At 62.2% G+C, this 18,720-nt stretch carries 18 protein-coding genes; 9 read left to right on the plus strand and 9 right to left on the minus strand.

The genetic code is table 11. The annotated features are described in order from the left end of the window. Positions 1–342, plus strand: a complete 342-nt coding sequence (locus J2045_RS12660) for a TfoX/Sxy family protein (RefSeq protein ID WP_307373147.1) — start codon at positions 1–3, stop codon at positions 340–342. Here the strand turns inward: J2045_RS12660 and J2045_RS12665 are convergent. From J2045_RS12665 to bcp, 6 genes are all read right to left on the minus strand, one after another. Further along, a complete protein-coding gene (locus tag J2045_RS12665; protein ID WP_307373149.1) occupies positions 330–737 on the minus strand; it encodes an NUDIX domain-containing protein in 408 nt (135 codons plus the stop codon). The two genes, J2045_RS12660 and J2045_RS12665, sit on opposite strands and share 13 nt — an antisense overlap. Positions 738–742: 5 nt before the next feature. Continuing rightward, positions 743–2,242 (minus strand): DEAD/DEAH box helicase, encoded by a 1,500-nt coding sequence (locus J2045_RS12670; protein WP_307373151.1) that lies wholly within the window; start codon positions 2,240–2,242, stop codon positions 743–745. 146 nt (positions 2,243–2,388) lie between these two features. Continuing rightward, positions 2,389–3,012, minus strand: a complete 624-nt coding sequence (locus J2045_RS12675; RefSeq protein WP_307373152.1) for a LysE family translocator — start codon at positions 3,010–3,012, stop codon at positions 2,389–2,391. Positions 3,013–3,060: 48 nt separating this feature from the next. After that, the gene (locus tag J2045_RS12680) at positions 3,061–4,371 is read right to left on the minus strand and encodes a M23 family metallopeptidase (protein WP_307373154.1); all 1,311 of its coding nucleotides are present in this window, start codon (positions 4,369–4,371) and stop codon (positions 3,061–3,063) included. Positions 4,372–4,502: 131 nt separating this feature from the next. Further along, positions 4,503–5,348, minus strand: coding sequence for a ferritin-like domain-containing protein (locus J2045_RS12685; protein ID WP_307373156.1), 846 nt, complete (start codon positions 5,346–5,348; stop codon positions 4,503–4,505). A gap of 1 nt (position 5,349) precedes the next feature. Continuing rightward, positions 5,350–5,817, minus strand: coding sequence for a thioredoxin-dependent thiol peroxidase (bcp, locus tag J2045_RS12690; protein ID WP_307373158.1), 468 nt, complete (start codon positions 5,815–5,817; stop codon positions 5,350–5,352). A gap of 122 nt (positions 5,818–5,939) precedes the next feature. On the opposite strand from bcp, the gene J2045_RS12695 reads away from it, so the two are divergent. After that, on the plus strand, positions 5,940–9,356 hold the full coding sequence (locus J2045_RS12695) for a DUF3971 domain-containing protein (protein ID WP_307373160.1): 3,417 nt from the start codon (positions 5,940–5,942) through the stop codon (positions 9,354–9,356). Between the two features lie 10 nt (positions 9,357–9,366). Here the strand turns inward: J2045_RS12695 and J2045_RS12700 are convergent, their stop codons facing one another. Then, positions 9,367–10,041: a cobalt-precorrin-6A reductase gene (locus tag J2045_RS12700; RefSeq protein WP_307373162.1), complete on the minus strand. Its 675-nt coding sequence runs from the start codon at positions 10,039–10,041 to the stop codon at positions 9,367–9,369. Between the two features lie 7 nt (positions 10,042–10,048). Further along, a complete protein-coding gene (locus tag J2045_RS12705) occupies positions 10,049–11,185 on the minus strand; it encodes a cobalt-precorrin-5B (C(1))-methyltransferase (protein ID WP_307373164.1) in 1,137 nt (378 codons plus the stop codon). 107 nt (positions 11,186–11,292) lie between these two features. On the opposite strand from J2045_RS12705, the gene cobA reads away from it, so the two are divergent. The 4 genes from cobA to cbiB are packed head-to-tail and all read left to right on the plus strand — an operon-like array spanning position 11,293 to position 15,426. Then, positions 11,293–12,150 (plus strand): uroporphyrinogen-III C-methyltransferase, encoded by an 858-nt coding sequence (gene cobA, locus J2045_RS12710; RefSeq protein ID WP_307373167.1) that lies wholly within the window; start codon positions 11,293–11,295, stop codon positions 12,148–12,150. Then, a complete protein-coding gene (locus tag J2045_RS12715; protein ID WP_307373169.1) occupies positions 12,147–13,451 on the plus strand; it encodes a cobyrinic acid a,c-diamide synthase CobB in 1,305 nt (434 codons plus the stop codon). The genes cobA and J2045_RS12715 overlap by 4 nt, the downstream gene beginning before the upstream one ends. Further along, the gene (gene cobD / locus J2045_RS12720) at positions 13,448–14,452 is read left to right on the plus strand and encodes a threonine-phosphate decarboxylase CobD (RefSeq protein ID WP_307373171.1); all 1,005 of its coding nucleotides are present in this window, start codon (positions 13,448–13,450) and stop codon (positions 14,450–14,452) included. The genes J2045_RS12715 and cobD overlap by 4 nt, the downstream gene beginning before the upstream one ends. Continuing rightward, positions 14,449–15,426, plus strand: coding sequence for an adenosylcobinamide-phosphate synthase CbiB (cbiB, locus tag J2045_RS12725; protein ID WP_307373173.1), 978 nt, complete (start codon positions 14,449–14,451; stop codon positions 15,424–15,426). Before cobD ends, cbiB begins: the two co-directional genes overlap by 4 nt. Positions 15,427–15,496: 70 nt before the next feature. On the opposite strand, the gene J2045_RS12730 is transcribed toward cbiB, so the two are convergent. After that, the gene (locus J2045_RS12730; RefSeq protein ID WP_307373175.1) at positions 15,497–16,222 is read right to left on the minus strand and encodes a Crp/Fnr family transcriptional regulator; all 726 of its coding nucleotides are present in this window, start codon (positions 16,220–16,222) and stop codon (positions 15,497–15,499) included. Between the two features lie 191 nt (positions 16,223–16,413). Between J2045_RS12730 and hemN the strand changes: the two genes are divergently transcribed. From hemN to J2045_RS12745, 3 genes are all read left to right on the plus strand, one after another. Continuing rightward, positions 16,414–17,763 carry an oxygen-independent coproporphyrinogen III oxidase gene (gene hemN / locus J2045_RS12735; protein ID WP_307373177.1) on the plus strand — a complete coding sequence of 450 codons (1,350 nt, stop codon included), beginning with the start codon at positions 16,414–16,416 and terminating at the stop codon, positions 17,761–17,763. Between the two features lie 105 nt (positions 17,764–17,868). Then, positions 17,869–18,147, plus strand: coding sequence for an acyl carrier protein (locus J2045_RS12740; RefSeq protein ID WP_003502893.1), 279 nt, complete (start codon positions 17,869–17,871; stop codon positions 18,145–18,147). A 27-nt stretch (positions 18,148–18,174) separates the two neighbouring features. Next, complete coding sequence (locus tag J2045_RS12745) at positions 18,175–18,648, plus strand: 3-hydroxyacyl-ACP dehydratase FabZ family protein (protein WP_166599756.1); 474 nt, start codon at positions 18,175–18,177, stop codon at positions 18,646–18,648. Positions 18,649–18,720: the final 72 nt, after the last annotated feature.

Raw genomic sequence — 18,720 nt, forward strand, 5'->3', positions numbered from 1 at the left:
ATGGACAATGCGGCGATCGAGGACATGTTCGAGGCGGTGGGACCTGTCAGCATCCGCCGGATGTTCGGCGGCAAGGGCATCTATGCCCGTGGCGTCATCTTCGCAGTCGAACTGCGCGGCGAGCTGATGCTGAAAGGCGATGCGCTCAGCGCAACATTGCTGGAAGAGGCCGGCGCGAAGCGTTGGTGCTACGAGGGCAAGAGCGGCAAACCCGTTGCCATGCCCTATTGGACGATCCCCGACGAAGCACTTGACGATCCCGATCTGATGGCCAAATGGGCGCGGATCGCGCTCGATGCGGCGATCCGGGTCACGGAACGGGAGGCAGATCAGCGCAGATAAGGAAGCACAGCCTGCGTGAAAACCGAGAGCGGTTGCGGCAGGTCATCTAGGTCGAAGAAACCGATTTCAGAGAGCTTGTCGGGTTCGGTCAATTGTGGCTCGCCGGTCGTGTCGTCTGTAACGTAAAGCAGCGAGACCCAGTGCTGGCGGTCCGCCTCGATCCGCTGCTCGGTCACGCCCAGATGGCGGATCGCACCGATCGAAAGCCCCGTTTCTTCCTCTGCTTCGCGGCGCGCGGCAAGCTCTGCCGGCTCCATGTGGTCTACCTTGCCGCCCACAATGTTCCAGTGTCCGGCCTCCGGCGCCTTCATGCGCTTGCATAAAAGCAGTTTGCCATCCCGAAGGATGGCAAGGCCGACCCCGAGACCGGGGAAATCGAGACCGGGCTGACCCAAAGCGATCAGGCCTTCGCGGCGACGATCAGCATGAAGGCGGGGATGTCATCGCCGAAGCCGACAGGTGTCGGGCCGTCGTCATGGTCGTGGTGACGGTTGCGACGACGATCGCGATTGTCGTCATTGGCCGGCGACGGATTGTTGCGGTTGTTGCGTGGGTTCTGATCGCGGCGCTTGTCCGTTCTGCGTTCCGCCGCTACCGGTTCTGCCTTGACCACTTCCACCTTCACCGCTTCCATCACCTGTTGTTCCTCTACCGGTTTGACATACTCGCTGCGCGTATCGGATTTATGACCGCCGCGCCGCTCGCGACCCTTGTCGCGACCGCGTTTTCCACGGCTTTCGTCGTGGCTTTCCGCCGGCGCCGGAAGCGCCGAGAGGTCACCATCAAGCCATTCGATCTTCTGGTCGATCAGCTTTTCGATCGCATCGAGGAACTTGGTGTCGCTGCGCGTCACCAGGGTAAAGGCTGCCCCCGACCGTCCTGCACGGCCGGTACGGCCAATGCGGTGGACATAGTCTTCGGCATGGATTGGAACGTCGAAATTGAAGACGTGGCTGACATCGGGAATGTCGAGGCCGCGGGCGGCAACGTCAGAGGCGACGAGCAGCGTGATCGCATTGGCCTTGAAGTTTGCCAGCATGGTCGTGCGTGAACGCTGGTCCATGTCGCCATGCAGGGCGCCGACCGAGAAGCCGTGGCGGTTGAGCGAGCGGAAGAGGTCGGCGACATCCTTCTTGCGGTTGCAGAAGATGATCGCGTTCTTCAGGTCGTCCTGGGCACGGATCAGGTCACGCAGCGTCGAGCGCTTTTCGTAATCCTTGTTGTGGCAGGCCACCAGGCGCTGGGTCACGGTCTTGGCCGTCGAGGACGGCGGGGCGACTTCGATGCGCTCCGGGTTCTGCAGGAACTGGTCGGCCAGCTTCTGGATCTCCGGCGGCATGGTCGCCGAGAAGAACAGCGTCTGGCGCGTGAAGGGGATCATCTTGGCGATGCGCTCGATGTCGGGGATGAAGCCCATGTCGAGCATGCGGTCTGCTTCGTCGATGACGAAGACTTCAACGCCGGTCATCAAGAGCTTGCCGCGTTCGCAATGGTCGAGCAGGCGGCCGGGCGTGCAGATCAGGACGTCTGCACCGCGTTCCAGCTTGCGGTCCTGCTCGTCGAAGGACACGCCGCCGATCAGGAGCGCGACGTTGAGCTTGTGATTCTTGCCATACTTCTCGAAGTTCTCGGCGACCTGGGCTGCGAGTTCGCGCGTCGGCTCCAGAATGAGCGTGCGCGGCATGCGGGCGCGGGCGCGGCCTTTTTCGAGCAGGGTCAACATCGGGAGAACGAAGGATGCCGTCTTGCCGGTGCCAGTCTGCGCAATGCCTAGAATGTCCCGCCGTTGCAGGGCCGGCGGAATGGCGCCTGCCTGGATTGGGGTCGGGATCGTGTAGCCGGCATCAGTGACGGCAGAAAGGACTTTTTGGCTCAGGCCAAGGTCAGCAAAAGTGGTCAAAGGGAAGTAGTTTCCGTTCCTGTTCTCGCGAACATCGCTCAAAAGCCCGTGAGATCGGGCGCCAATGGTTGCGGCGAATAGAAGGAAACTGCCGGAAAGTCAAGGAAACTGCCGGATTTAACCCTACAAAGGCTTAATCATCACGATTAATTGGAGCGGGTTGTCCAAACGATCTGCAAACCGGCAAGGCCGAGCGCCGAACCTGCGATCCGATTCGTTCGGCGGATGACCGCCGGAGACCGCATCAGGGCGCGTGCCCGCCCGGCGATATAGACATGACCTCCGACTACGACGACCTCAACCAGGATGATCACACCTGCCAGTGCGGCATAGTCGTTCCAGCCGAAGGTCGCGCCGACGAAGCCAGGCAGCAGAGCAAGGTAGAACAGCGGCATCTTGGGATTGCCGAGGTTGAGTGCAATCGCGGTCGCGAAGACCTTTGCCAGGTCCCTCTTGCTTTCATGGCCCGTGACATCGGGCACGACAGGCTCGTCTGTCCACAGACGATAGGCCATGTAGATCAGATAGATCGCGCCTGCATAGCGGATCACCGTCATCACCAGCCCCATCTCCTGAGCGATCATCGACAGACCGAAGGCTGCAAGGCCGAGATAGACCAGGATGCCGCAGAGCGTGCCCAGCCCATAGACGATCCCAGATGCTGCACCATGCGAGACGGTGCGCGCAACGATCGTCATGTTGTCGGGGCCGGGGCTGGCCGCGAAGACAAAGAAGGCAAGTGCGAAGGTAAGGAGGGCAGAAGCGTCCATCGAAGCGATCTCCGGTTGCAGCCAGTCTCTATGCAGCGAGAGTTGCTGTCAATTGATCAGCGGGGTGAGCTTCATACCGGCATTGAGGAAACGCATGGGGTCGACAGGGTCGCCGTTGCGACGGACCTCGTAGTGCAGATGCGGTCCCGTCGAGCGGCCGGTGGAGCCTGAAAGGCCGAGGACCTGGCCTGGTTCGATGTCGTCGCCTTCGCTGACCAGGATACGGGACATATGACCGTAACGGGTCGTGAGGCCGAGGCCATGGTCGATTTCCACCATGTTGCCATAGCCGCCGGAAAAGCCTGCGGTCACCACCTTGCCGGCGCCAGTCGAGCGGATTTCCGTGCCTGTCGGTGCGCGAAAATCAATGCCGGCATGCATGGCGAGCCCGCCGAAGAACGGATCGGGTCGATTGCCGAATCGGCTGGTGATTTCGTGGCCGGGGGCGGGGTTGGCAAAGGGGAGGCGCTTGGCCGTATCGCGAACAGTTTCCAGCCGCGTCAATGCGGCGTCGAGAGCGTTGAGCGAGGCGTTGAAGTTGCGGTCGGACTGCGGCGCCAGATAGGGGCCGCCGATCGCATCGGCCACCGGGAGCGATGCCTGTTCATCGATCGGGACGCCCTGGCGCTTCAGGATCGCCGCGATCTCGTCGGCAGTCTGGGAGGCGCCGTTCGCCAGTTCATCAATGCGCTGCAATTGCTCCGCCTCGATTTCCTTGAGGGAGAGGGTCATGTGAGAGAAGAGCCGGTCGGCACGATCGGCAACGTTTTCGCCGTTCATCGGCACATAGCCGAGGGCAAGCGCCGGTTTTTCCGCTGGCCGCCCCGCGGCGGAAGACTTGTTTTCACCGAGCAAGGCAGCAAATGCCTGTGTGCCGGTGGAGAGGGCCGCCTGGTCCTTGCCATCGACAACGGGTTTGTTGGCGGGCACCGGTCCATCGCTCGGCAGGCTGTCAGGAGATTGTCCGCCCTGCAGCAGTTCGCCGATCCGGCCATGACGCGAGGTGAGCGCCATCTGCTGTTCCAGCAGTTTTTCAACCTTATCCTCGACCACCTGCTGATCGAGCAGCTGGCGGGAGGTGACACGGTCGACCTGCGCGCGCAGGGCCGCGATCCGGTCTTCGTATTCATGCTGCATGCGGGCCTGGCGCGCCATCGTTGCGCCGATCAGGTTGTCGCGCAGCACGAGATAGGTTGTTGCCCCGAGATAGCCGATGGCCATCATGCCGAGAAAGCAGACGCTCAGCGCCACCATCCAGGGACGGATCGTCATATGGCGGATCTGGTCGCCGCTCGCCAGGATGACGATGTGCTGCTTCTTGCGCTTTCCGAAGACCTGGCTGTTCGAACCCGTCGTCACGCTGACCCCCAATCATGCCGGGTGGATCGCTGCCACGCGTCTGCCCGATGCGGCGAGTCGCCTGTCCGATCCGCCTTTAGCAGTTACGCATAATTAGGGTTAATGAACCGTTAGGCGTTTGGAATTGCGTGTCAAACGGACGAGTTGTTCTTGGACGACAGCGACCGGTAGAAGGACGGGGTGAGCCCGGCCTCGGCGCGGGCGACATCGTTGAACGGCGCTTTCAATTGGCCGCGGAAGTTGGCGCGCACGAGGTCCTGGAATGCCTTGGCCGGATCGCGCTTCTCGCGGGCGCAGATAAACCGGAACCATTTAGCCCCCACTGCGACGTGTCCCTTCTCATCTTCGTAGATGACCTTCAGCACATCGGCGCTCTCGATGTCACCCGTTTCGCGCATCTTGTCTTGAAGCGAAGGGGTTACGTCGAGACCGCGGGCTTCGAGAATGAGGGGCACCACGGCGAGGCGGGCGGTCAGGTCGTTCTTCGTCGAATGTGCCGCCTGCCAGAGCCCGTCATGGGCGGGCATGTCGCCATAGTCGGCTCCAAGTACCCTCAACCGGTCGCGCACCAGCTTGAAATGCTTGGCTTCCTCATAGGCCACCTTCATCCAGCCATCGAAGAAGGAATGTGGCACAGGCTCCTTTGCAAAGCGTGCGACTATGTCGAGGGCGAGGTCGACCGCGTTGAGTTCGATATGGGCGAGCGCATGCAGAAGTGCGATTCGGCCGGGGAGGGTGTGCAACGAGCGCTTCCCAACCGCCTTGGGCGGCACGAGTTCTGGCTTGTCCGGGCGGCCCGGCCGATCGGGGAGCTGCGAATCGAGCGGCGAGCGCAAAGACAGGCGTCGCTCCTGCCAGCGGATCGCTGCGGTTTGAGCGAGCGCCGTCTTCTCGTCGAGGTCGGCGCTCAGGATTGCGAGAGTGGCAGCGCCGCGAAGGGAATGGAAAGCCGTCTCGGGCTGCATCTTCTCGGGCATGTCAGAGGGCCTGCGCCGCCTTTAGCACGGCCTCTGCATGGCCGGGTACCTTCACCTTGCGCCAGACCTCGGCAATCTTGCCGGACTTGTCGATGAGGAAGGTCGAGCGCTCCACGCCCATATAGGTCTTGCCGTACATGCTCTTTTCCTTCCAGACGCCGTAGGCTTCGAGCGCCTTGTGCTCTTCGTCGGCGGCCAGCACGACAGAGAGGTTGTGCTTGGCGGCAAACTTGTCGTGGCTCTTCACCGAATCAGGCGAGACACCGATCACGCTTGCCCCGAGTTTCTCAAACTCGGCGGTGAGGCCGGTGAAATCGATCGCTTCTGTCGTGCAGCCGCTCGTGTCGTCTTTCGGGTAGAAGTAGAGAATCACCGGTTTTCCGGCAAAATCGGAGAGTGAAACGGTGCCGCCGCCGTTGCGGGGCAGGGAGAAATCGGGGGCCATGTCCCCGGCAGTCAAATCCGTCATGGGATAACCTTTCTTTTGCCCGTTTTGTGGGTGAATGTGGGCGTCTTCGATATATAGTCCGCTCCGACGTCGTCCAGAGCGACTTGTTAGCGGCATCGATCGACGGAGACAATCACCAGGACATGTCGGAGATCCGGGGCGAAAAGCTACGGTTTCGCAAGCGGGACATCGTGCCGCTGCATGCCCTTCCGTCTGCTCAGACCGAAGATCCCCTCATCGTGCATTGTCCACCGCCAAAGCGCTCCATGATGCGAAGCGTGTTGCGGGTGCTCGGGGGCTTCGCCGGGCTTTGGCTGGTGGTCTTCTTCGGGGTTTATGCGGTAGTCGAAAGCGGCACGCTCGACGCGGCACTTGCCCAGCGCGCACAAACTGTTCTCAACAATGCCGTCGGGCCGCAATTCGTTGCGGAGATCGGCGCGACGGAGGTGCGGTTTGTCAATGGTCTGGAGCTGACGGTCGAGGCGCGCGACGTCACGTTGCATGAGCAGGTGGACGGCCAGCAGGTCGCCCTGACCCGGTCCGTTCGCTTCATCCTCGAGCCTCTCGCCTTGCTTGGTGGCCGCTTTTCGATCCGTGAGGTGGTGAGCGAGGGCATCAATCTCGACGCCACGGTCCTTCCCAAGGGCGAGCCGCTCGACCTCTCTGGGATGCGGATCGACGAGATCCCAACACATCTGGCGGGTGCATTTGATCAGCTGGATCGCCTGCAGGGGATTATCGCCCGCGGTGGTCTCGACCGGATGAGGATAGGCGGCCTGGAGATCGCCTCCACCAGCACCAGCGGTCGTCCGATGACGCTCGCAATCGACGACATCGCGCTTGAGCGCGGCGAGGATGATTCTCTGTCCGTCTTCGGAGCCATTTCGGTCAATGGGCAGCAGACCGAGCTCACCGCCCTGACCACCAATGTCGATGGACGCGCCCAATCGCTCACCATGCGCGTGGCCGATGTGCGGGTAACGCCGTTCCTGCTTCGGCGATCGATGTCGGGAGCCGCGCGCCAGGGAATTGATGGTTCGGCCGAGCTTCTGCTGAATGCGCGTCGTGCCGATAGCGTCGTGAAGGCCCCCCAGGTCTCGCTCGCCGTCAACATCCGCAATGCCGGCTTCTATTCGGACGGTCAGCGTCAGGATCTGAGTGAGGCCAGGCTCAAATTCTCCTACGACTTCGGCAAGGGCACCATCGAAGTCGCAGATTCGGTTGCCCGCTTCGGAGAGACGGTGTTCCCGCTGTCCGGGGGGCTGATCGATCTCGACCGCTTGCCGGAGGGCCCGAATTTCGGCAAGGGCTTCGGCATCGACCTCGTGGTGACCGAGGGGCGCGCCTATGTGCCGAGCGCCGGCGAGGCTGCATTTCCCTTCTTCCTCAAGGGTTACGGTCGCTATCTCGTCGAGGACAAGCGCCTGCAACTCGACGCGCTCGACGTCTCCACGCCGAACGGCAACATGCGCGGCAAGCTACAGATCCGCTTCGGCGGCACGGGGCCGGAGATCCGCTTCAACGCTGCCGTCGAAAACATGCGATCGACTGCGGTGAAGCAGTTGTGGCCCTACTGGATTGCTTCCAAGCCCAGACAATGGGTTCTGGAGAACATCTTTGGGGGTGTTATTCCTCGCGGGACGATCGATGTGTTCATTCCGCAGAACCGCCTGTCGATCGAGCCGAAGCCGGTACGGCTGAACGGCGACGAGTTGAAAATCGGGTTCGATCTTGAGGATGCGCGCATCAATCTGACGGGCGAACTCCCGCCGCTGCGCGATGTCTATGGTCGCTTCGACATGGTGGGAGAGCGGATCGATATCGGCATCCGATCAGCTGGGTCTTTCTTCCCGTCCGGGCGTATGGTCAACCTGGATAGTGGTCGTTTCGTGCTGCAGAACAGCTATGAAAAGCCGTTGATGGCTGACATCGATATCAATGTCAGCGGTGCGGCGGATGCCGTGGCCGAACTCGTTTCCTTCAAGCCGATCGAAGCCTTGCGCGTCGTTGATTTCAAGCCTGAGGATTTCTCCGGAAAAGTGCGTGGCCGCGCCGCGATCAGGGTGGGGCTGGTGCCCGACCAGTCGCCGCCGCCGTCCGTCTGGAGTGCTACGGTAGAACTTGAGGATGTCGATATCGTGAAACCGTTTGACGGCCGGCAAATTGCCGACGTCACGGGCACGCTGTCTGTCGATGTGGACAAGGCGGAGCTCGATGCCGCCGCTCGGATCGACGATGTTCCCATGGATGTGGAATTGATCGAGCCGATCCGGCGCGGCGCCGGCGAGGTGGAGCGCCAGCGCATTGTCACGGCGACCCTCGACAACGCGATGCGGGAAAAGCTGGTGCCCGGGCTCGGTGACATCGTCGATGGACCGCTGAAATTCGAACTGCGGCGCGTCGATGACAACAAGCAGGCCGCTTCCGTCGATCTTCGCTCGGCGACGCTCACCATACCGTGGATCGGTTGGTCGAAAGGGCAGGGGATCGCGGCGACAGCAAAGTTCGAATTGTCAAAAAGTGGCGATCAGTCACTGATCGAGAAGTTTGTCCTCGACGGTGATGGCTTTGGCGCCGTGGGTGAGATGTCCGCCAATGACAAGGGCCTGGTTGCCGCCAAATTCTCGCGCGTGCGGCTGTCCGCCGAAGATGACGTATCGCTCACCGTGCGCGTCAACAAGGGTGTCTACACGGTCGTGGCCAACGGGCGGGCCTTTGACGCCCGATCGCTGATTTCGACGGTCCAGAGGCCGGCGCAGAGCCGGTCCGGTACTGTCGCGACGCGGACCTCGCTGCGTGTCGAGGGGCAGTTCGAACGCATTCTCGGCTTCGGCGGCGAACAGCTTTCCGGCGTTTCACTTGTCTACGCCTCCAGCAAGGGGCGGCTCAATGCCGTCGATTTTTCCGGGGTTACTGGCAGCGGCCAGGCGCTGGTTGGCAAGCTACGTCAGGCGGAGGGGCCGCGGGAATTGTCGGTGACGACGAGTGACGCGGGTGCCGTGCTGCGCTTTCTCGATACCTATAATCGGCTCGGTGGCGGGCTGGCCAATATGCGCCTGACGGAGGTGCGCGAAGGTTCCTGGAGCGGCAATCTGGATCTGCGGAATTTCAGGGTCGAAAACGAAGAGCGCCTGCAAAACATCGTCACGGCACCGACAGGTGCGGATGGGCGCAGCCTTAACAGCGCGGTGCGCAGCAACATCGATGTCAGTTCTGCCCGGTTTCAACGCGCCTTTGCAAGGCTCGCCGTGGTCGACGGCACGCTCAGTGTCGAGAACGGCATCGTGCGTGGCGAACAGGTGGGGGCGACCTTCCAGGGGATCGTTCGCGACAAGTCCGGGCGTATCGATCTCACCGGGACCTTCATGCCGGCCTATGGTCTGAACCGGCTGTTCGGTGAATTGCCGGTGATCGGAGCCATTCTCGGCAATGGCCGCGATCGGGGATTGCTGGGGATAACGTTCAAGCTGACTGGTGCGACTGCGAAGCCCAATCTCGTCGTCAATCCTCTGTCGATCATTGCACCCGGTGTTTTCCGGCAGATTTTCGAATTCCGTTGAGGCCCATTCGTCAGTCGCGTTCGATGATGATCACCGGAAGTGCGAGATTGCGGGCCGCGATCAGCTTTGCATAACCGGCCGGCCCCCCGGAATTGCGGCAGACCAGATGCGTCACGCCGTGGGCGGTGAAGAGATCCGCTTCCTGGTTCGCCGTGCTGGCCGGTTTTCCAAGAACCACGAGATGATCGGCAAACGGCAGGGGTCCCTCCGGTGCATCGACCATTCGGATCACGAAACGGCAATCGCTTCGCGTCGTGAAGGCGTGAAGATACTGCCGACCGAGGGCGAGGAATGCGGTCGCGCCTGGCGGCAATGTCTCGGCTGCAGCCTCGAGCGATGCCACGGGTTTCCATCGGTCTCCCGGTTGCTTTTGCCAGCGGGGTCGCAGGTGCTGTTCGAGGATCACTCCGGTCATGGCACTGGCCTTGATGGCGTTTTCGCTGATGCGGTGTGCAAAGGGATGCGTCGCGTCGATCAGCCGGCAGAAACCCTCCTGGCGCAGATAGGCGGCCAGCCCCTCGGCCCCTCCGAAGCCGCCAATCCTGACAGCACCGGCTGGCATTGCCGGATCGATCGTCCGCCCGGCGAGCGACGTGGTGACAAGATGGCCTTCCGCGACCAGTCGTTCGGCAAGGAGGCGTGCTTCTGCCGTCCCCCCGAGAATGAGGATCCTCTGTCTCGCCATCGTCGGGTCACCTGGCATTTGCGATGATCGTTCCCTTGCGATCGGTCACGAGGACATCGACCGTGACCCCGCTGTCCCGCAGCACGCCTTCGGCTGTTCGCTTCGCAGCCTCGGCGACCGGCTGCGCGATGTCTATCCCCGCAGCCGACAGGATCTGGAGGACTTCCAGGGCCGTATTCGCCCGCTCGACGCTGCCACGCTGCATGTCCGTCAACAATTCACTGCCCGGCAGAGACAGAAAGAACCGATTGTCGATCTGGCTGCGGGACGAATGCAGATCGAGCGCGCCCTGGCCGAGTTTCGACATCTTGGCGAAACCACCCGCAATGGTCAGGCGCGGCACGGGATGGGCGCGGAGATATTTCAGCAATCCACCAGCAAAGTCCCCCATATCGATCAGCGCCCCCTCGGGCAGATCGTGAAAGACTTGTGCGGCTTTCTCCGAGGTCGAGCCTGTCGCGCCGAGCAGATGCGTCAGGCCTTCGGCCCGTGCCACATCGATGCCGCGGTGGATCGAATGAATCCAGGCCGCACAGGAGAAGGGGTGGACGATCCCGGTCGTGCCGAGGATCGATATGCCGCCCAAGATGCCCAGTCTCGGATTCCATGTGTTTTCCGCGATGGTGCTGCCGCCCGGCACGGAGATCCTGATTTCCACGTCGGGTGTCACCTGATGTTGCGAGGCGAGTGCCACGATCTCGGCCGTCATCATGGCGCGGGGTACCGGATTGATCGCGGCCTCACCCACCGCGATCGGCAGGCCGGGCTTGGTCACCGTGCCGACGCCGTCGCCGGCCACAAAGCGGATGCCGCTTCCGGGAGGTAGCCGTGTGACGGTGGAGATTACGGTGGCACCATGGGTTACATCCGGATCGTCTCCTGCATCCTTGACGATGCCCGCAAACGCGCTCCCGTCGGCATAGCCTTCGGTCGCGAGGGCGAAGGCTGGCGTTTGCCCCCTCGGAAGGGTGATGGACACAGGGTCGGGGAAGTCTCGCGTCAAAAGTGCCGTGAACGCTGCCTTGGTCGCGGCCGTCGCGCAAGCGCCCGTCGTCCAGCCGGTGCGCAACGGCGCACCCTCCGGCTTGTCCAGCCGCTGGCCGTCTGCGGCGTCTCCCGTGTCTGTTCGATCAGCATCGCTCATGGCTTGCTTATAGGCGAGCCGGTGGTCGGGCGGAAGGCTCGCCATGAGCTATCGGGGCTGGAAACTGCCTCATCGGAATTGCAATTTTGCCGGACGGGGCCTAGACCATGGACATGAGTGACACGATGCGTCTTGCCCTGCCCATGAGCCTGCCGGGCCTCGAGCCTGGCCATGTCTGGCTTGCCGGGGCAGGCCCTGGCGATCCTGGGCTGCTGACCTTGCTGGCCGCCAAGAGTCTCTCGGAGGCCGACGTGATCGTGCATGACGCGCTTGTCAACGAGGATTGCCTGAGATTGGCCCGAACCGGTGCCGTGCTCGAATATGCGGGCAAGCGCGGTGGAAAGCCTTCCGCCAAACAACGCGATATTTCATTGCGGCTCGTCGAACTTGCCAAGGCTGGTCATCGCGTTCTGCGCCTCAAGGGGGGCGACCCCTTCGTCTTCGGTCGTGGGGGCGAGGAGGCCCTGACACTGATCGAATATGGTGTTCCGTTTCGCATCGTGCCTGGTATCACCGCAGGCATCGGCGGTCTCGCCTATGCAGGCATTCCCGTCACCCACAGGGAAGTCAACCACGCCGTGACGTTCCTGACAGGCCATGATTCCTCCGGCGTTGTTCCCGACCGGATCGACTGGGAGGCCATCGGACGCGGATCGCCCGTCATCGTCATGTATATGGCGATGAAGCACATGGGGCAGATCACCGCCAATCTGATCTCTGCCGGACGCAGGCCGGACGAGGCGGTGGCCTTCGTCTGCAATGCGGCGACCCCGCAGCAAAGTGTGCTGGAGACGACACTCGGGCGCGCCGAGGCGGACATGATCGCGGCCGGCATCGAGCCACCCGCCATCGTCGTCATCGGCGATGTTGTGCGGCTTCGTCCCTCGCTTGACTGGCTGGGTGCCCTGTCCGGGCGCAAGCTCATGCCCGATCCGTTTGCCGTGGACCGGAAAGACACGGCATGAGCGGACTGCTGATTGCCGCGCCGGCCTCCGGTTCCGGCAAGACGGTGGTGACGCTTGGACTGATGCGGGCGCTTCGTCGCCGTGGCCTCTGCGTGGCACCCGGAAAGGCCGGGCCTGACTATATCGATCCGGCGTTCCATGCGGCCGCAAGCGGTGCTGCCTGTTTCAACTTCGATCCCTGGGCCATGCGGCCAGCCCTGCTGCGGGCGCAGGCCGGGCAGCTGGCCGCGTCTGGCGTGCTTGTGATTGAAGCGATGATGGGGCTGTTCGATGGGGCCGCTGACGGGACTGGCAGCGCCGGGGATCTCGCGGCGTCGCTGTCACTCTGCGTGGTGCTGGTGGTCGATTGCGGGCGCACCTCGCAATCCGTTGCCGCGCTAGTGACCGGTTTTGCCCGGTTTCGTCATGATGTCCGCGTTGCGGGTGTCGTGCTCAACCGTGTCGGCAGCGATCGGCACGAGGCGATGCTACGCGCGGCCATGGCACAGACGGAGGTCCCCGTTCTGGGCTGCCTGCGGACGGATCCGAAATTTTCGCTGCCGGAGAGGCATCTTGGTCTTGTTCAGGCCGGTGAACATGCGGCTCTAGAAACCTTCATCGAAGGGGCGGCCGATGCCGTTGAGAGCGGCGTGGATCTGGATGCACTGCTGGCCCTGTCAAAACATGCGGCGCTGGATTGCCCGGTGGGGGCGGTGGACGGTCTCCCGCCACCCGGTCAACGGGTTGCCGTCGCTCGCGACGTAGCCTTCGCCTTTTCCTATCCCCATCTGCTCGAGGGCTGGCGCCGGCAGGGCGCGGAACTGTCCTTCTTTTCTCCGCTCGCTGACGAGGCGCCGGCGGTAGACGTCGATGCCATCTACCTGCCCGGCGGCTATCCGGAGCTGCATGCCGGCATCCTGGCACAGGCCGCGCATTTTCGCTCCGGCATGGGTTCCGCGGCGGGGCGAGGCCTTCGAATCTACGGGGAATGCGGGGGATACATGGTGCTCGGAGAGGGGCTTGTTGATGCCGATGGGCATCGCCACGCCATGCTCGGCCTTCTGCCGCTGGTGACGAGCTATGCGGTTCGCAAGCGGCATCTCGGCTATCGGCGCTTACGTTCGCTCGCACCGGATCTGTTGTCCGGCTGCTACTGCGGCCATGAGTTCCACTATTCGACCGTCGTGTCGGAAGGTCGCGGAGACCGGTTGTTCGAGGCTGAGGATGCGCTTGGTGAAACGCTTGGTGAGGTCGGCCTGCGGCGCGGATCTGTTGCCGGATCCTACATGCACCTGATCGACCTTGCGGGGGATCGACCATGAACGGGCCGATTCAACACGGCGGCGGGCTCGCCGCAGCCGCATCGCAGTTTGGTGGCCGGATCGAGGACTGGCTCGATCTTTCCACCGGTATCAATCCGTGCCCGGTCGCCTTGCCCGAGATCCCGATGCGCGTCTGGCACCGCTTGCCGGATCAGGAGCGGGAGATGGCGGCGCGCGTGGCTGCAAGGCATTATTACCGCTCCGGAACGCGGCTGCCCGTGCCAGTGCCCGGGACGCAGGCGGTGATCCAGCTTTTGCCGAAGCTTGTTCCTGAAGGTGTTCGTGTCGCCGTGGTCTCCCCCACCTATGGGGAATATGTCCGTGCCTTCAAGCTTGCGGGGCTTGCGGTAGACGCGGTTCAGGACCTGTCGGAAATCACGGCTGCTCATGGGCTGGTGGTGGTGGTCAATCCGAACAATCCGGATGGCCGCCTGTTCGCTCGGGATGAACTCCGGGCACTCGCCGCCGCGATTGATAGGCGGCATGGTTATCTTGTCGTTGACGAAGCTTTCGGCGACATGCATCCCGAACAGAGCATGGCGGCGGAGCGACTGGCAAACCTCATCGTGTTCCGCTCCTTCGGCAAGTTCTTCGGGCTTGCCGGTGTGCGTCTCGGCTTCGTCATCGCCGCAGACAGCGTGACCGCGCGTTTTTCGGAATGGCTCGGTCCCTGGGCGGTCTCGGGGCCGGCGCTTGTGGTTGCCGAACAACTGATGTCTTCTGATACGGATGTGATCCGTGACCGTATCATGCAGCGTTTGCAGGGGCTCGATCAGGCTCTAGGCGAGGCTGGCCTTGTGGTGCGCGGCGGCGCCGACCTGTTTCGGCTGGTCGAGGATAGAGAAGCCGAAGCGCTGCATCACCACCTGTGCTGCCATCACATCCTGACCCGCAAGTTTGACTATCGGCCGGACTGGCTGCGCTTCGGGCTTGCACCGGACGCGGGAGGTGATGCCCGCCTGCTGGCCGCACTGAAGATGTTCCAAAGGACAGATAAATGAGCCACCTGCTGCTGCTTCTGGCCGCCATCGTGCTGGATCGGATCGTCGGTGATCCGCCGTGGCTCTGGCAGCGCGTTCCGCATCCCGTGGTCGTCTTCGGCAAGGCGATCGATTTTCTGGAGAAGCCGCTCAATCGCACCACTTTCACGGCGGAGGGCCGTCGACTGAACGGCGTTTTTGCGATCCTTGTTCTGCTCGGTGCGTCTGCCGCCTGCGGCATGATCCTGTCATCGGTCTTCGACCATCTCGGTGCCGTCGGCATTTTGCTCGAGGTCGTCGTTGTCGCAGTCTTCCTGGCGCAGAAGAGCCTTGGTGACCATGTGCAGGCGGTTGCAGATGGTCTCCGGCGGGAGGGACTGGAGGGCGGACGTCGCGCGGTTGCAATGATCGTCGGTCGAGATCCCAGGACGCTGGACGAGCCTGGCGTCTGCCGTGCTGCGATCGAGAGCCTGTCCGAGAATTTCGCCGACGGCGTCGTGGCGCCGGTGTTCTGGTATGCTGTCGCAGGACTGCCGGGCATCTTGGCTTACAAGATGCTCAACACCGCCGATTCGATGATCGGCCACAAGAACGAGCGCTTCCTCCATTTCGGCTGGGCGTCCGCCCGGCTCGATGACCTCGCCAACTGGCCGGCGGCAAGGCTCTCCGCAAGTCTCATTGCGGTGGCCGCTGCGGTGCGGCTTGGGGCGGCAGCCGGTCGGCGGGCCCAGTCTGCCGCGCTCCGCGACAGCGGCTTGCATCGGTCGCCCAATTCCGGCTGGCCCGAGGCGGCCATGGCAGGTGCCCTCGATCTGCAACTCGCAGGACCGCGCGTCTATGGCGGTGTGCGTGTGAGCGAGCCGATGATGCATGCGGCCGGACGCGGCGATGCCGGGCCCGAAGACATTCGGATCGGCATTCGCCTTTTCTACACGGCATGCACGATCATGGCAGGCCTGGTGGGCCTGCTCTGGTTTCTTGTGCGGATAGTCTAGAAATACCGGAGCAACGCTGCAACTGCGTCGGGCGGCGGGCAGTCTGGATTAACTGGGGGCGCTGGTCGGTTCAGTCGATACCAGCCGCGTCGCGCAGGCGTTCGAGCTTCGGCACGATCACATGGCGATTGTTTTCGATGACGATCACGCCATCTTTGCGGAGCTTTGTCATCTGGCGACTCACGGTCTCGATCGTCAGGCCGAGGAAGTCGGCGATGTCGGCACGCGACAGCGGCAGGTCGAAGGTCTGGGCACCCTCGCGTTCCGGATCGATGTGAGTCGCGATCAGGTAGAGGAAGCTTGCTACCTTCTCCTGGGCCGTCTTGCGCCCCAAAGTCAGCATCCAGTCGCGGGCTTCATCGAGCTCCTTCAGCGACTGGGCGTGCAGTTTGCGCTCCATGTCCGGAACCTCGCCAACCATGCGGTCGACGATGTTGCGCGGGAAGGTGCAGATCTCGGTATCGGTCGCGGCTTCCGCCGTGATCGTGCTTTCGCCGAGGAAGGGGCGACCCAGGAAGTCGGGGGCAAACTGCAGGCCGACGATCTGCTGGCGGCCGTCCGCCATCATCTTCGACAGCTTGATCACACCCTTCAGGATATTGCTGTAACTGCCGACCTGCTCGCCCTGACCGATCACTTCGTTGCCGGCATCGACGCGTCGGCGAATCGAGTGACGGTTGAGTTCGACCAGCTGGGCCGAGGTGAGCACCGAGCAGAGGCCGCCGTGACGGGCTTCGCAGGAACGGCAGACCACTGGAGCCTCGCATTCCGGGAGGTTTTTTCTGTAGGTGTCCATGGTCAAGCCATCCCGTCAGACCGCTCGGCGCCACGAGGGCTGCGTCCGGTCGAGTGCCCTCCTCGGGCCGCTGAGTTTCAATAAACTCTACGTGAGAAATGTATCAGCAAATTGATCGAAGTCAAAGGCCACAATCTCTGACGGCGCTATCTTTGGTCGTAGCTCGACACATCTCAAGGCAGCGCAAAGTCATGCAGAATTCCCTTCTCACCAAGTATTCCAGCGCTGTCCCAAGGTATACGAGTTATCCGACGGCGCCACATTTTCACGACGGTGTCGATTGCGGCGAATATGCGCAGTGGCTCACGGCGCTCACTGGACGGGAGCGAATCTCGCTCTACCTCCATATCCCCTATTGCGACCGGCTCTGCTGGTTCTGCGCCTGCCACACCAAGCATACGCTGAAATATGAGCCTATCGCGATCTATCTGGAATCGTTGAAGAAGGAGATCTCAGCCGTCGGTGCGCTGGTCAGCCGCGACGCCGTCGTCACCGCCGTTCATTTCGGTGGCGGATCTCCCACCATGCTGCGACCGGAGGATATGCTCGACCTGATGGCCGCGCTGCGCGCCGCCTTTCGCTTTGCGGACGACGTCGAAATCAGCGTCGAGATGGATCCGAACGATCTCGACGAACCGCGCTATGATGCACTCGCTGCCATCGGCATGACGCGCGCCAGCCTTGGTGTTCAGGATTTCCACCCTGAGGTGCAGAAGGCCATCAATCGTATCCAAACATTCGAACATACGAAAACAGTTGTCGAGGCCGTCCGGGCGCGGGGCGTGCATTCGGTCAACTGCGACATACTCTACGGCCTTCCACATCAGACCGAGGCGACGCTGACCGAGACGGTCAAGGACATCCTGTCGCTTGCCCCCGATCGCATCGCGCTCTTCGGTTATGCGCATGTGCCGTGGATGAAGAAGCATCAGACGATGATCAAGGAAGAGGTGCTGCCGGGGCTTGAGGCGCGTTTCGCCCAGATGAGCCTTGCCGCCTCCATGCTCGTTGCTGCCGGATACGAGCCTGTCGGCATCGACCATTTCGCGCTGCCGTCCGATCGGATGGCGATTGCAGCGAGGGAAGGGCGCCTGCGTCGCAACTTCCAGGGCTATACGGATGACGCAGCGGAAGCCCTGATCGGGCTCGGGGCATCCTCGATCGGGCAATTGCCGCAGGGTTATGTGCAGAACATGCCGGCGACCGGCGAGTATCAGCGTATGGCCGATGCGGGCGGGCTCGCTGCGGTTCGCGGTGTCGAGGTGAGCGAGGACGACAGGCTGCGCCGCCGGGTGATCGAGGAGATCATGTGCCGCTTCACCGTCTCGTTTAAAGACTTGCGGTCTGAATTCGGCGATGCCGTTGATGCGATCATCTCGGAGGCTAGGGCGTTTGCCCAGTCCAACCAGGACCGGATCTGTCTGTTCGAGGACGAACATTTCGTCATCACCGATACCGGTCGTCCCTTCGCCCGCACCATCGCTGCGGTCTTCGACAGCTATCTTTCGAATGGCAAGGGACGGCATTCGATTGCTGTTTAGGCAACACTTCCGGCCCAAATTTCGCTGTTGCACAAAACCACCATTGGCATTTGACGGTGTTTTCCTTATGTGGAACCCAGAATTTGAGACATATGAGGTACTGGCGTGACCGCTACATTCGACAAAGTTGCCGACATCATTGCTGAGACCAGCGAAATCGATCGCGAGACGATTACGCCGGAAAGCCACACGATCGATGACCTCGGCATCGACAGCCTCGACTTCCTCGACATCGTCTTTGCGATCGACAAGGAATTCGGCATCAAGATCCCGCTCGAGCAGTGGACGCAGGAAGTCAACGAAGGCAAGGTTTCGACCGAAGAGTACTTCGTGCTGAAGAACCTCTGCGCCAAGATCGACGAACTTCGCGCCGCCAAGGGCTGACCCGTCTCCAAAGGAGCGGACATCGTCATGCTGCTTGAATACTTCCAGATGATTGACAAGGTCGAGAGCGTGGATCTCGGCCTTGGTCGTTTGAAGGCCACATCCGTGGTGCCGATGGAAAGCCCCGTTTTCGAAGGGCATTTCCCGGGCATGCCGCTGGTGCCCGGCGTGCTTCTGATTGAGACCATGGCGCAAGCCTCAGGCATGCTGCTCTTGGCGGTCAAGGACTTCGAGGCCATGCCTTTCCTGATGTCGGTCGATGGCGCCAAGATGCGCACCTTCGTCGAACCGGGCGCCGTGCTCGATATCGAGGCGGAGCTGGAGCACGACGGATCGGGCTTTGCCGTCACCAAGGCGAAGATCACGAGCGGCGGCAAGAAGGTCTGTGACGCGCAATTGAAGCTGCGCACCATGCCCTTCTCCGAAGTGCCGCTCGCCCCGATCGTGCGCAAGCGCGCAGAGGAAGTCGGTCTTATGGCCGCGATGGCCGCCCAGGCTTAAGGCGCATTCGGCCGCAAGGGCGCAATTCCTATTGACCTTGGGGCCTTATTCGGGAAAACCCGCATTTTACGC

The sequence above is a fragment of the Peteryoungia aggregata LMG 23059 genome (assembly GCF_030814435.1).
GTDB lineage: Bacteria > Pseudomonadota > Alphaproteobacteria > Rhizobiales > Rhizobiaceae > Allorhizobium > Allorhizobium aggregatum.

What these genes read in the sequence shown, in the direction of transcription:
- J2045_RS12660 (WP_307373147.1), top strand. Translation starts at nt 1, where the DNA reads ATGGACAATGCGGCGATCGAGGACATGTTCGAGGCGGTGGGACCTGTC.
- J2045_RS12675 (WP_307373152.1), bottom strand. Translation starts at nt 3,012, where the DNA reads ATGGACGCTTCTGCCCTCCTTACCTTCGCACTTGCCTTCTTTGTCTTC.
- J2045_RS12685 (WP_307373156.1), bottom strand. Translation starts at nt 5,348, where the DNA reads ATGCCCGAGAAGATGCAGCCCGAGACGGCTTTCCATTCCCTTCGCGGC.
- bcp (WP_307373158.1), bottom strand. Translation starts at nt 5,817, where the DNA reads ATGACGGATTTGACTGCCGGGGACATGGCCCCCGATTTCTCCCTGCCC.
- J2045_RS12695 (WP_307373160.1), top strand. Translation starts at nt 5,940, where the DNA reads ATGTCGGAGATCCGGGGCGAAAAGCTACGGTTTCGCAAGCGGGACATC.
- J2045_RS12700 (WP_307373162.1), bottom strand. Translation starts at nt 10,041, where the DNA reads ATGGCGAGACAGAGGATCCTCATTCTCGGGGGGACGGCAGAAGCACGC.
- J2045_RS12705 (WP_307373164.1), bottom strand. Translation starts at nt 11,185, where the DNA reads ATGAGCGATGCTGATCGAACAGACACGGGAGACGCCGCAGACGGCCAG.
- cobA (WP_307373167.1), top strand. Translation starts at nt 11,293, where the DNA reads ATGGACATGAGTGACACGATGCGTCTTGCCCTGCCCATGAGCCTGCCG.
- J2045_RS12715 (WP_307373169.1), top strand. Translation starts at nt 12,147, where the DNA reads ATGAGCGGACTGCTGATTGCCGCGCCGGCCTCCGGTTCCGGCAAGACG.
- cobD (WP_307373171.1), top strand. Translation starts at nt 13,448, where the DNA reads ATGAACGGGCCGATTCAACACGGCGGCGGGCTCGCCGCAGCCGCATCG.
- cbiB (WP_307373173.1), top strand. Translation starts at nt 14,449, where the DNA reads ATGAGCCACCTGCTGCTGCTTCTGGCCGCCATCGTGCTGGATCGGATC.
- J2045_RS12730 (WP_307373175.1), bottom strand. Translation starts at nt 16,222, where the DNA reads ATGGACACCTACAGAAAAAACCTCCCGGAATGCGAGGCTCCAGTGGTC.
- hemN (WP_307373177.1), top strand. Translation starts at nt 16,414, where the DNA reads ATGCAGAATTCCCTTCTCACCAAGTATTCCAGCGCTGTCCCAAGGTAT.
- J2045_RS12745 (WP_166599756.1), top strand. Translation starts at nt 18,175, where the DNA reads ATGCTGCTTGAATACTTCCAGATGATTGACAAGGTCGAGAGCGTGGAT.